Annotated in this window: 15 protein-coding genes; 7 read left to right on the forward strand and 8 right to left on the reverse strand. The window is 30.8% G+C overall.

Going from position 1 to position 13,955, the window contains the following annotated elements:
- The 4 genes from polC to L6N96_01275 form a co-directional block, all read right to left on the reverse strand.
- Nucleotides 1-2,786 (reverse strand): DNA polymerase II large subunit (gene polC, locus L6N96_01260; protein ID MCP8322795.1); only part of this gene is annotated, 2,786 nt, incomplete at its 3' end.
- Nucleotides 2,787-2,906: 120 nt separating this feature from the next.
- Nucleotides 2,907-3,221, reverse strand: coding sequence for a hypothetical protein (locus L6N96_01265; protein ID MCP8322796.1), 315 nt, complete (start codon nt 3,219-3,221; stop codon nt 2,907-2,909).
- Nucleotides 3,222-3,226: 5 nt separating this feature from the next.
- Complete coding sequence (locus L6N96_01270; GenBank protein MCP8322797.1) at nt 3,227-3,976, reverse strand: geranylgeranylglyceryl/heptaprenylglyceryl phosphate synthase; 750 nt, start codon at nt 3,974-3,976, stop codon at nt 3,227-3,229.
- Entirely contained in the window at nt 3,973-4,212 is a 240-nt protein-coding gene (locus L6N96_01275; protein MCP8322798.1) for a hypothetical protein, read from the reverse strand. The genes L6N96_01270 and L6N96_01275 overlap by 4 nt, the downstream gene beginning before the upstream one ends.
- 97 nt (nt 4,213-4,309) lie before the next feature.
- Here L6N96_01275 and L6N96_01280 point away from each other — a divergent pair, with 97 nt between their 5' ends.
- From L6N96_01280 to L6N96_01295, 4 genes are all read left to right on the forward strand, one after another.
- Complete coding sequence (locus tag L6N96_01280) at nt 4,310-4,714, forward strand: hypothetical protein (protein ID MCP8322799.1); 405 nt, start codon at nt 4,310-4,312, stop codon at nt 4,712-4,714.
- Nucleotides 4,715-4,806: 92 nt separating this feature from the next.
- Nucleotides 4,807-5,358, forward strand: coding sequence for a winged helix-turn-helix domain-containing protein (locus L6N96_01285; protein MCP8322800.1), 552 nt, complete (start codon nt 4,807-4,809; stop codon nt 5,356-5,358).
- A gap of 287 nt (nt 5,359-5,645) precedes the next feature.
- Nucleotides 5,646-6,038, forward strand: a complete 393-nt coding sequence (locus L6N96_01290) for a hypothetical protein (protein ID MCP8322801.1) — start codon at nt 5,646-5,648, stop codon at nt 6,036-6,038.
- A 259-nt stretch (nt 6,039-6,297) separates the two neighbouring features.
- The gene (locus tag L6N96_01295; protein MCP8322802.1) at nt 6,298-7,494 is read left to right on the forward strand and encodes an orc1/cdc6 family replication initiation protein; all 1,197 of its coding nucleotides are present in this window, start codon (nt 6,298-6,300) and stop codon (nt 7,492-7,494) included.
- Here L6N96_01295 and L6N96_01300 read toward each other — a convergent pair.
- Together L6N96_01300 and L6N96_01305 are read right to left on the reverse strand one after the other, a co-directional pair.
- The gene (locus L6N96_01300; GenBank protein MCP8322803.1) at nt 7,489-8,958 is read right to left on the reverse strand and encodes a DNA-directed DNA polymerase II small subunit; all 1,470 of its coding nucleotides are present in this window, start codon (nt 8,956-8,958) and stop codon (nt 7,489-7,491) included. The genes L6N96_01295 and L6N96_01300 overlap by 6 nt on opposite strands.
- A 47-nt stretch (nt 8,959-9,005) precedes the next feature.
- Nucleotides 9,006-9,236, reverse strand: coding sequence for an RNA-binding protein (locus L6N96_01305; protein MCP8322804.1), 231 nt, complete (start codon nt 9,234-9,236; stop codon nt 9,006-9,008).
- A gap of 91 nt (nt 9,237-9,327) precedes the next feature.
- Between L6N96_01305 and L6N96_01310 the strand changes: the two genes are divergently transcribed.
- Both L6N96_01310 and L6N96_01315 read left to right on the forward strand, forming a co-directional pair.
- Nucleotides 9,328-9,804: a hypothetical protein gene (locus L6N96_01310; protein ID MCP8322805.1), complete on the forward strand. Its 477-nt coding sequence runs from the start codon at nt 9,328-9,330 to the stop codon at nt 9,802-9,804.
- Nucleotides 9,805-9,904: 100 nt separating this feature from the next.
- Nucleotides 9,905-10,204: a cell division protein SepF gene (locus L6N96_01315; GenBank protein MCP8322806.1), complete on the forward strand. Its 300-nt coding sequence runs from the start codon at nt 9,905-9,907 to the stop codon at nt 10,202-10,204.
- Between the two features lie 26 nt (nt 10,205-10,230).
- Here L6N96_01315 and L6N96_01320 read toward each other — a convergent pair whose 3' ends face one another.
- Both L6N96_01320 and psmB read right to left on the reverse strand, forming a co-directional pair.
- A complete protein-coding gene (locus L6N96_01320) occupies nt 10,231-12,153 on the reverse strand; it encodes a beta-CASP ribonuclease aCPSF1 (GenBank protein MCP8322807.1) in 1,923 nt (640 codons plus the stop codon).
- A 7-nt stretch (nt 12,154-12,160) separates the two neighbouring features.
- A complete protein-coding gene (gene psmB / locus L6N96_01325) occupies nt 12,161-12,805 on the reverse strand; it encodes an archaeal proteasome endopeptidase complex subunit beta (protein ID MCP8322808.1) in 645 nt (214 codons plus the stop codon).
- Between the two features lie 110 nt (nt 12,806-12,915).
- Here psmB and L6N96_01330 point away from each other — a divergent pair, with 110 nt between their 5' ends.
- Complete coding sequence (locus L6N96_01330; GenBank protein ID MCP8322809.1) at nt 12,916-13,947, forward strand: NAD(P)-dependent glycerol-1-phosphate dehydrogenase; 1,032 nt, start codon at nt 12,916-12,918, stop codon at nt 13,945-13,947.
- Nucleotides 13,948-13,955 lie beyond the last annotated feature (8 nt).

A 13,955-nucleotide genomic window follows, 5' to 3' on the forward strand; every position in this document is an offset into this window, starting at 1 on the left:
CCTATTTGAGCCGGAAGAAATTCTTTAGAGAAGTTTAAAAGAACATCCATCAAAAGCATTAAAGAGTCGCTATCACCATCACAATCTCTTCTTTTAGCAACATGCCAATATGGATGGGCAAAACAAACTTGTGAATTTGTGAACCCTATTACGCGCCCTATTATGCCTACAGATGTATGAGGAGCTAATCCAATGATAAGGCAACCGATAAGGTCGTTTATAGAATTATTATTATAATACGGTTCACAATTGTATAAGTTTACTAACAAATCATCAATAAATCTCGATGTTCTCAATAAATACTCACCAGCATCTATAGGTAATATTACATCTTGAACAAAAAGCTCTAAAAGCTGATTGTTTAAATTAAAGGGATTGTTATTAATGTCCTTTGTATAACCTAGTTCTCTTAGTTTCTCAACAGAAGTGCCTATTTGTGATGGTTTAAAATGAGTTAATATAGCATTGGTAGCATCAAACCTTATCGTTCCATCTTTATATACAAATAAATCATATTTCTTCCGTAAGATTCCTTTTTCTAATGGTTCTGGAATACGCGCAGTACTTATAAGACCTTTAACACCTTTGAGAGGGGTTTTTGGACGATACTTAACTTTCGTTATAGCGTTTTCCAATACTTGTTTGATGGGAAACTCAATCTTAGAGTAAGATAACGCTTTAATTTTACATGTTGGGCATATATCATTATTCACAATTCTTTCACAGCGTGGACATTTTTCCACAATAATAGTTTTATTAAAACATTTACTACATATTGTGTGAATAGAAGTACAACCACAACTATTGCAGACTAAATTTGCAAGTTCTATCTTGATAGTAGTATCTTTTGCTGCATGAAGTATATCCCTTTTTAAACCGCCTTTGTTTCCTACTGGAAAAAGTGTGTGAACTGGGGGCTTCATTTTCCTTGGCATAGCCTTCTCAGGACGGCCTATGCGTAAACCTACAAAAATAGATGATTTTCTTTTAATGGTTATTTCCGCTATTGATGAAAGTAATTCACTAATATTTCTCCACTTTGTAACTAAATTAATTTTAGATTGTAAACCTAAAGTCTTTTTTATAGAATAAGCGAAATCGCCTTCGATAATTAACTCTTCATCAACCACCATGTGTGGAATTCCTATCTTTTCTAGGATTGTTTTAATTTCTGGCTTCTTCGGTGCAATAATAGAAAATGGTTCTTTAATCGAGGATAAGACCAAATTTTCTCTCAATGTAATTATTTCAGAAAATGAAGCTGCATCCCAATAGAACAGATGATGAGGGTGTAAAGGAATATCTAGCTTGTAGCTAAGTTCAAAAGCTTCGTAAGCATTTGGAAAATTGCGTATTGGATCTCTTATTATCTCTTTGAGACGTTTATTATCCATCTTAATATATTCCGCGCATTCGTCAATAGAGGGATATCCTTCTTTAATAATATTCATTAAATCTTGTAGCCACCATTCTTCAACATAACCAGATGGAACAAGTTTTACATTATTTTCAAGAAAGTCCCCAAAGCTTACTAAAATGTCTCCTACATAGAGTATTTTATCAATTTTATCGTGAATTTTTATTGAATGGTTAATATTCTCAATTTTAACTACAGACTCATCTAATAATTTAACAATAGGTGGTTCTATTGTAGTAACAAAGGCTACGGTAGCAGCTTTACTTGGTATATCTAATTTGACCTGTGTGCCAACAACAAAGGGATAGTCCAAAATTACTGCAGTAGCAGGATGAATTCCTATTGTAGATAAACCTGTATTGTAACATCGTCCATATCTTAATCGAAAACCGCCTAATCTTCTTGGAAATGATAATACTGGACGACCCGAAATGACTTCTCCAAAATGTGTACTTGATGTATCATACTCTTCTGAACTTTGCTGTTGTCCACCTTTAAGTTCAGAGAGCCAATTCCAATCGGATATTGATAAATCATTTACTAATTTCAATAACTTTCTAGATCTACCTATTACGCCATCATTCAATACCCTTAAAGCTCCACCCCTAACACAATCTGTTAAAATTCTCTTTAAACCTCTATGAATCACAACTTCAACAGGGTTTGTTTCGACACCATCTATCTCTATAGGTAGATGTAAAAGCGCATATCTAACGTCATCATCAGTTACTCTATATTGAAAATTGCCTACTTCTCGTTCATAAATTCTGAGTTCTTCTAAAAATCGACCAATTTCATCAGAGCCCCAAGCATTTGGTCGATATTTATCAAGACCCAAAACTTTTCGAATGTGATCTGCTATTGCAAGTGTAAAAGCTGCTTCAGTACCACCTGCTGCACGAATTGGACCAGCAAAACATATGGCAACATAACTTGTCTCGTCTTCGTTTTTTTTGATTTTTACAGATGAAATGCCTTGTATTGGAGCTACAGTAATACCGTCTGTCACCACAGCTAAACCAATGCGAACAGCTAGTTCTAATGCTTTACCTTTTTCAAAGAATTCAAATTTTCCAAGGGCAACCTCTTCTGCAAGACGTAAAGCTACATTTTCTTTGTTATAAGTCAAGAAAAGTTCTCTTATCCTTTTTCCAAGTCCAGGTATTTTTATTAGGTTTTCAATACGGTCTGCTAAATCAAAAGCTAGATTAGGTTCTATATTTGGTTGGGGGTCTATGTTTTTTACACGAGCTTTTAATGAAATATTATATTGTTCATCGAATTTCTGAAAAATGTCTCCATAGTAATTAATATATTCCTCTGGAAAAGGTGCAAATGTTTTTATTTTTTTAAGATATTCGTTAATCAAAAGCACAGATATATTTTTAATTGAAGAATAAAAGTTTTAATTATTAAATAAGTGATGATCACAAAATATTATTAGATTTAATTGTGATTTTATCTTAACTTAATAATATCACAAAAAAAATCACAAATCAATATTATCAGTTTTAGTATATATTCGGGCAAGAATAAGATGGTTCCATATATTCGATTCTGAATTTGTTTCACGTTCTGCTAACTTAGTTCTAAAATCAATACACTTCTTACATATAGGATGTAATACATCAGATGGACCATCACAGTCTCCACAATTTAATAAAAGCACTTTTTCACCTTTCATCTCAATAAATAAATACTCTTTTTGATCGAAAAATGATTCAAATTTAGGCCATCTATCGTAGGCTTTTGGAATATCTAACCAATACTTCAAACTTGCAAAAAAACGTTCAAAAGAAGTCATTTAAGTCACCTTAAATTTTTTATACCTTCAACAATCTCAATAAGTTTAGGTATAAAATCATCAGTTTCTAATAAAGTTCCTATTACAAGTATATCAGCTCCGGCTTTTGCCAATTTTTTAGCTTCGTCAATTTTTCTGATTCCTCCACCGACAATTAAAATATCATCAAATACATCACGAACTTTTTTTACTATTAAGGAAGAAACATGTGATATCACACCGGATCCAGCCTCTAAGTATACAAACCTCATCCCCATATATTTTGCTGCAAGAGCATACATTGCTACTAAATTTGGCTTGTTAGGTGGAATTCCTCTTGCCCTACCTACAAAACCTATAGCCCCACCTTCACCTATTACAATATAACCCATTGGAATTACTTCTATTCCATATTTTTTAATTGAAAATGCGCTTAAAGCTTGTGCTTGAGTTATAAAATATGGGTTATCAGAATTCAATAAAGAGCTAAAAAGTATTGCATCAGCATTTGGAGAAATGCCTGTAACATTTCCTGGAAATAATATCACAGGAATTTTAATTTTCTTTTTTATTGTCCTAACTATATGATCTAATTCAAATGGATTTATCGCTGTAGATCCACCTATAAGAATACTTTTTACATTACATTTTTCAACATTATAAACTATATTAACAATTTTTTCAATAGATGCATTTTCTGAATCGATAAGAGCAAAAGCTATAGTTCCATTTTTAGAGATTTCTTTCCTAATGTACTTTTCAATTTTTCCTATCACTTAGAATCCAACCTTCCAGATATATATTTGTCAATAAACTCATTATATATATCGATATTTGGTTTTTTGGTATTTAATTCATATTTATGAATCAAACCACAACTTCCACAAACTATCTTCGCTAAATTTTCTTCTTTCATAACTTTTACTGATATTGTTCCACATTGAGGGCACCCAAATACTTTAGGTAGAGTTCTTTTTACGGTTTTTATTATACGACGTTTTCTTCTTCCCATAATAACACCTAATTATATTCTTTATATAATCAAATAAAGATTTAGTTAAAACTTTTCCGATAAGATTATACGAATCTGTATAATGATTATAAATAATATGTTAGAATTAAAATTAAAGAATGATTCAATGGTTATGTATCTTTTAAAAAATTCAGCTTTCACCAAAGTACAATTAGATACTTATTTAATCGATAATGTGACAGTTGGTAAACAAATAAGTTTAAATGTAAAAATAGCAATGAGGGATAAGAATAAAATAAGTAAAAGTTCATTTCTACGTACATTGAATCAAGCTCAAAAGAATTTACAAAGATCAGTTTATTCTTTAATCTTAGCAGAATACCTAGGTTTAATTGAAGAAGGTTCAATTATTAAATTAATACAAATTGGAAATCTTTTAAAAAATGTTAATGGACAAATTTCTGATAAAAATAAATTTAAAATATATAAGATCATAGAAAGCATGGTAGAAATAATATCTAGAAAAAGAAATATAGAATAACTAAATCTTTTAATTAATTATAGATTATGTATCAATGTGATATTGATTAGAAAATATTTATGTATGATTATATCACGATATTATTGTGATATATGCTCATAGAAAATATTGTGATAATCTCATTAACTACTATTACATCATTAGCTTTAATTATAATGATAATTATTTATCTACCAAAAATCAAAAAAGCAATTAAACAACAAAAAGATGCTAATGAAATAATAAAAGATATAATTACAGATCTTCATAGTAGACTTACCCAACAAGATAATAAAATATTAGATCAACAAGTGAGATTAGATATTTTAGAACTTAAAATAAATCAAAGTAAAGTACCAACGATTCAAAAGACCTATAATTCTGATAATGAAATTAAAAGGTCTATAATTCTAAATGAGAATAAAATCTCGGTTGAAAAAGAAATTGGAGGATATTTAAATCCCACTGATATTCGTATACTTGAATTGTTAATGAAAGAAGATCAAACTTCGATACAAATACAACAAAAAATAAAGAAATCCAGAGAACATATAGCTAGGTTGTTGAAAAAATTATTTGAATTAAATTATATTACTAGAAATGAAAAAAAGAAACCGTATCTTTATACTATAACTAATAAAGGAATTCATATATTAGAAAAATAATATTTGTGAAGTATATGTGAAAAATAATAATATTTGTTTATTTTATTATAATTGTCATTATTTGAGGATAATTTAGTTTTATTTTAATGTTAACTTAAAGTGCAGACACCCCTTTATTTCCAATGGAGTATAATTAAGGTTAATTCAAATAAGATGTTTCCAATCCATTGTGAATGCTTGTTAAATTATGAATATATCTCATTATTATGTCATAAGTATTTCACTACAAGTTCACTTCTTCACACATATTTCTTTATTATTCAAAGAATATTATGATTAGGTAAATAATGAACAGAAAAAAGATAAAAATTGAGTTTGATGATGCAGAAGGTGGAAAATATAAAATATTCATAGAAGGAAAACTATCTCAAGATAAAATATTAAAAATATTAAATATAGTTGATTTTATTGGAGAAAAAGATTTAGTTGATCAAAAATTTATTTTTTCTCTTAATACACAATTTGGACGTCTTTATAATCTTATTGAAAAAAAGTTTTCTTTTGGATCTTTTACATCTTCGGATATTTTAGAAGCTTATGAAGATGAATATAATACTCCTATAAAATTAAGTACAATATCAACATATTTACAAAGATTTATGGATAAAGGTGTATTAATTCGAAATAAAATTAATATGGGTTGGGCCTACCGTAAAGTCAAATCCAATTTGTCTTGTTAAGACAATCCACAATAATCATACCCACCCACCCCTTTTTTTCAAATGGAATTAAGTAAAACTTATATTAAAAATTCAAATTGGAAGTAAGTTAAATTTCACTTCTTAATAAAGTAATTTTAATTTATTTGAATTTAATATTTTTTGATAAACCTAGAACGGTCTAATAATAATATATATAATAACAATTTTATCTTTAAGAATCGGTCTACATTGGAAATTAAGGGGTGGGTGGGATTATTTTTCTGGAGATTAATGAACAATGAAGAAATCTGAAGATCTTTTAGATGAAATATTTACTAAAGCTTTGTCTGGTCAATCTTTATTTAAAGATCGCAATGTTTTAAAATCAGATTATATTCCATCAAAATTACCTTTTCGTGAAAAGCAAATCGTTTCTATAGGTGAGGTTTTAGCACCTCTTTTACATAAATCAAAATGTTCAAATTTATTTATATATGGTAAACCAGGAACAGGTAAAACAGCTGTCACTAAATATGTGTTACAAAAACTTCAGGAAAAATCCTTATCTCCAAATCTAAATATTAAATTCGCTTATTCAAATATGAGAGTAGCAGGTACTGAATATAGGGTTCTTTTTGATATAGCAAATTCTATAGGATTATCAGTTCCTTTTACTGGATTATCTATTAATGAAGTCTTTAGACGAATTAGTACAACAATAGAATCATTTACATTAACAGTGATAATAATAATGGATGAGATTGACTTTTTAGTTAAAAATTATGGTGATGATTTACTTTATGAACTTACTCGTGCAAACGAACAACTACCAAAAGGTTATCTAGCTTTAATAGGAATATCTAATGATTTAAACTTTAAAGAATTTCTTAATCCAAGAGTATTAAGTAGTTTAAGTGAAGAAGAGATAATATTTTCACCATATTCAACTGAGGAATTAAGAGCTATACTTTCTGATAGAGCCAAGTTAGCTTTCTTAGATAATATAATGACAGATGTGGCTATAAACTTGTGTGCTGCCTTAGCAGGCTCTGAACATGGCGATGCTAGACGAGCTTTAGATTTATTAAGAGTATCTGGTGAAGTAGCTGAACGTGAAAATGCAAATAATGTTGAAGAGAAACATGTTAGAATGGCCATACAGAAAATAGAGCAAGACCGTTTGGTCGAAGTTCTTAAATCTTTACCTCTACATGCCAAACTTTTATTATGGATTATCACATCATCTAGTGGAGTAAATTCTACTGGTGAAGTTTACGAATACTATTCTAAATTATGCCAGAAACTTAATATTGAGAAATTAACATCAAGACGTGTAGGTATGCTTATAAGTGAACTTGATCTTTTAGGTCTAATAGTTGCTAAAGTAGTTAGTAAGGGTCGTTATGGTAGAACGAAGCAAATTCATTCTTTAATCCAATTACAAATTATAAGAGAAATATTTTTAGAAGACCCTTTAATGAATTCAATCTTATAAATCAATAAAATTTTTTAATTTAACTTCTAAGGTCTTTAAATTTACAATAGGGACTATACCTGGTGTAGGTGTAAGACCCATATTTAATTGATAAGATGTTTGCCCTTGCCATGTTCCTGAATTAATTAATAATGTGCCACGATAATTATCAATATCTACGGTATGGACATGTCCTAAATGTAAAATATCTGGTACTTGTTCTATTACCAAATGATCTTCTTGTTCTTGTGCTATTGGAGTCCTTTCACCATATATTGGAGCTAAATGTCTTGCTTTGAGTAAAATTTTCATAGCTGATGCAGGATTTGAAAATGTAAGTCCAGGTATTTTGGCATGTATATCGTCTAAACTTCTACCGTGACAAACAAGTATATTTATTCCATGTAAACATAAATAAACCGGATTTCCTAACATGCTTACATTTTCCATATTATATAGATCAATAACATATTTATCAGGGATAGCAGGTTGTGGTAAAGCTTGTCTAACTGGGTCATGATTCCCTGGTATTATGAATATTTTAATATGTTTTGGAATTTGTTTAATAAATTCAATAAACTTCTTATATTGTTCATAAATATTAACTTCTGAAAGTTCCTTATCTTGATTTGGATATATACCGATACCATCAACAATATCACCTGCAATTATTAAATATCTTACTTTGTTAACAATAGCATTATCACCATTTTTACCATTTAGCCATAGAATGAATTTATTGAAAGCATCAAAAAGAAAAGTATTACTCCCTACATGAGTATCTGATGTAAATATTGCATATACTTCATTTTCTGACCTATTAGGTAAGTGTTCTGGTATATCGGGAGAATATATATCTCTTATAATCGCTAATCCTTTTTTACTAAACTTCAAATCAACTATAACCAACTGATCGAGACAGATTTCAATCGCATTTTTTTTGGAATTTCTATCTAAAGCTATAATTTTTATTTTACCACTCATATCATCTAGTGTAAGAACAACATATGACCGTTTAATTTTTTTATCCATAACAAGCCCTGCAATTTTTTGAAATTTTTTATAATCATCCTTTTTTAAATTAGATATCTGTTTAATTTGATACGAATCAGGTCTCTCCTTAACTATCTTCAGTAATTTTTCAAATCGACTTCTGAAAAGGTTTTTAAAACCTCTTATTCCTGTAATAGGAAAAATATTATTTGTTGGATCTTTTATAATTTTATATTCAAATTTAATCGGTTTTGGTAATATTTTTTGTGCTTGTAACTGGGTTGATCCGACATCTTTTAAATTAGAAGGAAATGCTCTAATAAGATCCTGTTTAGTGATTATATTCTGTTTATTGTTTTGATTTAATTTTATAAGTAATTCTTTAATACTAATTTTTTCATCATACTTTGAAAGAAAGTTAAAAGCTTCAGGATCTAACTGATATCCATTAGCAAGTGCTTCAATAATTAATTTAACTTTCTTTTGATGCAATTTTAATATTAAATAAACTTTGAGATGAATTAAATCTTTATAATAATTTACTTAGGTGGAGGCGAAATTATCACAACATTGTCTCCTCTAACAATTATAGTACCCAAATTACGTATCTCTCCTTCTCCACGAACCTCTTCAGAATTCTCTAATAACAAATTCATATGTTGGTCGAATCCCTGCAAATTTCCACGAATAACTTTACCGCCTCTTAATTTTATTAATACCACTTTACCAACACTCTCATCAAGTACTTTAACTGCCATATCTACTGCCATAATTCTCGCCTATCGGTAAACTTGTTTAAGTAGCCATTATTTAAATTAATTTATTGAAAAATTCATAACTAACCTTTTTAAAATTAGTTTAATGAGAATCTACACCCTCTCTAAGAAAGATACACGGGCTATTTTGAATAATATAATTAGAACATGGCCTATAATTCTAAATATCAATAAATTTACACAAGTAAAAACAATTGAGATAAACAAACATCAAAATCTTTTTCTCTTCTCGAAATTTAATATTATCAAATTTTACGATATATTTCTCCCTTTCTTAAGTAATACTGAAATTCTCGTCAGATTTCCTTCTATAGAAGTAAACCTAGGCGCAGTACCTCATATTTGTAAAGGAGCGGATGTGATGCGTCCTGGTATTGTTAAATCAGAATGTTTTTATGAAGGTGATATTGTTGTCATTCAAGAAAATAAATATAAAAAATTCATTGCCGTTGGTAAAGCTCTTGTTAACGAATCAGATATGAAAAAAATGAATAAAGGAGTTATAATAAAAAACTATCATTATATAGGTGATAATTTTTGGGAGATTTATAAACAAGTATAAAATGATATATTATTTAAAGAATATTAATATTATAATAAAATAATACTAAATTAAAGCCAAACTAATAAATAACACAATTATATATAAAGCATTATATAAATTGGCTCGAAACATAACAGAAACAGACGATGGAAAGGAACATGAAGATCTAGTATATTTAAAAGCCTTTTCATTAAAATCATTCGATGAATTATCAAAAATAAAGAATGATGTAAATAAAAAAATGATAATTATATTAAAGATTACTCCTCTTGCACAAAAGGATGTGGAAGAGCTTAAGCGAGCCGTCGAGGAACTATATGAATTTTCAGTATCAATTGGAGGAGATATTGCAAGATTGGGTGAAGAGAGGATTGTAATTACTCCTCCTAATGTAAAAATTTGGAGAGGTTCGATCTAAGATCATCAAAAATATTGTAAAAGATATCAATATACTTTGATGGCTTCCTGATTAGATGGTTGAAATGCTGGAATCTTAAATATTTTATTAATTATGTTTGCCATGTTTTCTGTTTTTCTTTTTTCACCATGATTAACTATGACTCTCTTTAATTTTGACCTTAATTTACTCACAAATTTTATAATTTGATTGTAATCACTATGACCGCTAAATCCCTCTATTCGATCAACTTGGCTTTTGATATCTACTATCTTAATTTTGCCGTTATCTTTTATAACGGGCACCTGCTTTGCCCCATCTAATATTCTCCTTCCTAAAGTACCATTAATCTGATAAGAAACGAATAAAATTTTATTCTTCTCTGTAGGCGCGAGCGCTTCAAAATATTCAAGTATTGGTCCACCTTCTAGCATACCCGACGTAGCCATGATTATAGCCGCTCCCTCTTGTAATGCTTCTTCTCTATTATTATGGTGTTCTACATTTGTAAAATATTCTGTAAAGAAAGGATCTTCATCTGTCTCATGAATCTTTGTTCTCAGCTCACGAGATAAATATTCGGAAAAAGTTACATGTATGGCTGTAGCCTCTGAAATCATACCTTCTACAAATACAGGCGCTTCAACCAGTTTCCCATGTCTCATATATTCATCTATAACTAACATTATCTCTTGAGCCCTTCCAACTGCAGGTACTGGTATCAGAACCTTTCCTCCTTTTAACAAAGTTTCATTGATAGAATTCACAAAACTTAATTCGACTTCCCTTCTATCTGGCACTATGTCTTCCTTGGCACCGTATGTGCTCTCTATGATCAAAGTCTCAACTCTCGGATAATCTCTTACAGCACTTTCCAATAATTTAGTCTTGGCGAACTTAAAATCTCCACTATAAACTATGTTATGAGCTCCTTCTCCTATATGTAGATGTATCATGGATGATCCTAAAATATGACCTGCATTGTTAAGAACAAGTTTGATATCTGGTGAGACATCTGTAACCAATCCATAAGGTAACGTAATGGAATGTCTTATAACTTCACGAATATCTCTTATATCAAATAATCTTTTGGTTCCTTCCATTGATGCAACCTTAACATAATCCATGTGTAATAAATTCATCAAAGGTAAAGTAGGTTCAGAGCAGTAGATGGGTCCATTATATCCATATTTGTATAGAACCGGGAGAAAACCAATATGGTCCAGATGAGCATGACTTATAATAACACAATCCAGATCATCTAGATATATGTCAGCCCAATCAAAACGTGGATAAGCATCCCACGAATTCCTTGCTCCAGGATTTATACCACAATCAAGTAATATCTTGCTCTCTTTTGTTTCTATAAGAATTGCAGACCTACCTACTTCTCTGAAAGCTCCTAATGTTAAAATGCTAACTTCTACATCAGAACTTAATCTTGACCGGAAGATTCTTTCTCCCGTTTCTTTGAAAAATTTTTCACGAGATTCTTCAGCAGTTATTATTGCATGAAAAATATTTTGGAGGCTTGATGAAGCTATAGGAGGCTTCCTAAACATTTTAACCTTCCAACCAGTCTTACAAGTTAAATCTATTAGACTCGCTCCATTTTTTGAACCCAAGAATTTAGGTTTTTTAACCTCAAGGATTATCTCACCTAGTGTATCATCAAATACAATATTGGTAACCTCACTCTCTTTAGGAAGGATATTCATAATTATTTCTTTGGCTTCAGTTTCAGTTTTACGGATAGATTTATCAATTCTCACAACAACACGCTTTTTTATCATGTTGACTAAATCTGAAATTATGTAGCTGTTTAGAAGCAAGAATTCTGGCTTTTTTGTATAAAGAGCCAATTTTGGTCCTTCATACTCTATTCTAGTTACTTCGGCTTCAGCAGGAATGTTCTGCAAAATTGTATTCATTACTTCAGTAGCTGAAGTCATATTCTGCTTTTGCGACAAAATTAGTTCAACCGTAGACTTTGGTTAGAATTTTTTTCTTTTCTTCATTAGAAATTTCTTTGTAACCATCTTTATTAACAATTACTAAATCGAAACTATCTCCACTCATTGCATCTCTTCTCATTGCTGAAGTAACCGCCTTGATCGATATTTTCATCCCTTCTTCCATTGTTATATCATTATGGTACTCGCTTTCTAATATTCCATAAGCAATTGGAGAACCGCTTCCTGTTGATACAAACTTTTCTTTTGTAAGAGCACCAAATAAGTTAACATTGAAGATACTTGCACCAATATTATCGTAACCCCCTATTAATACGTTGGTTATGTAAGGGAATAGTCTAGATGAAAAGAAAACATTAGAAGCCAACCTGGCAGTTGCCTTTACTGGAATCGCCATCTTTCTTTCTAATTTATATATATTTGCGTAGTATCTTAAAATATCTACTACATTTTGAGCATCTGCAACAGTTCCCGCGACAGTCATTCCTAAATGATCATCAATCTTGTAGACTTTCTTCCCTTTTTTATGGGCTACGAACCTTGCCATTGTAACCCTTGTGTCAGTGGAGAATACCACACCATCTGTATAGACTAAACCTACAGTCGTGGTTCCATAATATGTTAGTGAATCAGTTAGTTTAGAATCCAATATGAGCCACCAAATCTAATCGTTAGAATACGCGTACATAAATAATAAAAGGTCCTTTTTAAATATGTTTTCCTATAAAAACCTTGAACCGAATCTTAAAAAATCATTTAATGGAATTGCCTAGAAAAATTTTGGTTGGTTATGGTGCAATAGATAATTTAGGGCATTTCATAAAAAATCTGGACCTTGAGCAAAAAATCTTAATAATCTCAGGAGTTCATGTACAAGAACTTATCGGAGAAAAAATAGATGAGTTGCTCTCATCAACTGAATCTTGCTTTTGGTATCTGGTCGATTCTGCTACAATCAAGCATGTAAAACGAGTAGTTGATATGGCTAAAAATGAACATGTTTGTGCGATGATTGGTCTAGGCGGCGGTAAATCGGTGGACGTGACAAAGCTCAGTGCTTATCATACAGGCATACCATTTATTAGTGTCCCCACAAGTGCATCACATGATGGTATATCAAGCCCCTTTGCCTCTATGAAAGGGCTTAATACGCCTTATTCTTTAGTTGCTAAACCCCCCATAGGAATTCTAGCTGATATAACTCTTATTTCTAATGCACCAAAGAGACTCCTTGCAAGTGGCTGCGGTGATTTAATAGCTAAGACAACCGCTGTTAAGGATTGGGAGCTTGCTAAAGATGATATAGGGGAATATTTTGGGAAGTATGCAGCAAATTTGGCTCGTTTAAGCGCCGATCTAATAATCAATGAATCTAAGAATATAGGTGAGGGTGAAATAGATAGCGTAAGAGATGTGGTTGAAGCTTTGATAAGCGCAGGAGTTGCAGCTGGTATAGCAGGTAGTAGCCGTCCTTGTAGCGGATCTGAGCATCTGTTCAGTCATGCATTAGATATCTTAGCTCCAGGGGTTGGTCTTCATGGTGAAAAATGTGGGATAGGAACTATAATCATGGCAAAGCTTCATGATCTAAGATGGGAGCAAATCGCCACCTCTTTAAGAAATGTCCATGCCCCAACTAATGCTTATGAGCTAGGAATTGATCCAAATATAATCGTCGATGCAATTCTATTGGCACCAAGTATCCGACCTGAGAGATATACTATTCTTCACAAGTTGAAATTAGACCGCGAATCCGCAATCAAACTAGCAACTTCTGTTAAAGTTATCTGATAAATCCT

The organism is Candidatus Methylarchaceae archaeon HK02M2, from assembly GCA_024256165.1.
In the GTDB taxonomy this organism is placed as follows: domain Archaea; phylum Thermoproteota; class Nitrososphaeria; order Nitrososphaerales; family JACAEJ01; genus HK02M2.

Excerpts from the sequence above, each read along its gene's own strand:
- L6N96_01330 (MCP8322809.1), top strand. The coding sequence starts at position 12,916 with ATGGAATTGCCTAGAAAAATTTTGGTTGGTTATGGTGCAATAGATAAT.
- L6N96_01285 (MCP8322800.1), top strand. The coding sequence starts at position 4,807 with ATGCTCATAGAAAATATTGTGATAATCTCATTAACTACTATTACATCA.
- L6N96_01280 (MCP8322799.1), top strand. The coding sequence starts at position 4,310 with ATGTTAGAATTAAAATTAAAGAATGATTCAATGGTTATGTATCTTTTA.
- L6N96_01305 (MCP8322804.1), bottom strand. The coding sequence starts at position 9,236 with ATGGCAGTAGATATGGCAGTTAAAGTACTTGATGAGAGTGTTGGTAAA.
- L6N96_01310 (MCP8322805.1), top strand. The coding sequence starts at position 9,328 with ATGAGAATCTACACCCTCTCTAAGAAAGATACACGGGCTATTTTGAAT.
- L6N96_01275 (MCP8322798.1), bottom strand. The coding sequence starts at position 4,212 with ATGGGAAGAAGAAAACGTCGTATAATAAAAACCGTAAAAAGAACTCTA.
- L6N96_01295 (MCP8322802.1), top strand. The coding sequence starts at position 6,298 with ATGAAGAAATCTGAAGATCTTTTAGATGAAATATTTACTAAAGCTTTG.
- L6N96_01265 (MCP8322796.1), bottom strand. The coding sequence starts at position 3,221 with ATGACTTCTTTTGAACGTTTTTTTGCAAGTTTGAAGTATTGGTTAGAT.
- L6N96_01290 (MCP8322801.1), top strand. The coding sequence starts at position 5,646 with ATGAACAGAAAAAAGATAAAAATTGAGTTTGATGATGCAGAAGGTGGA.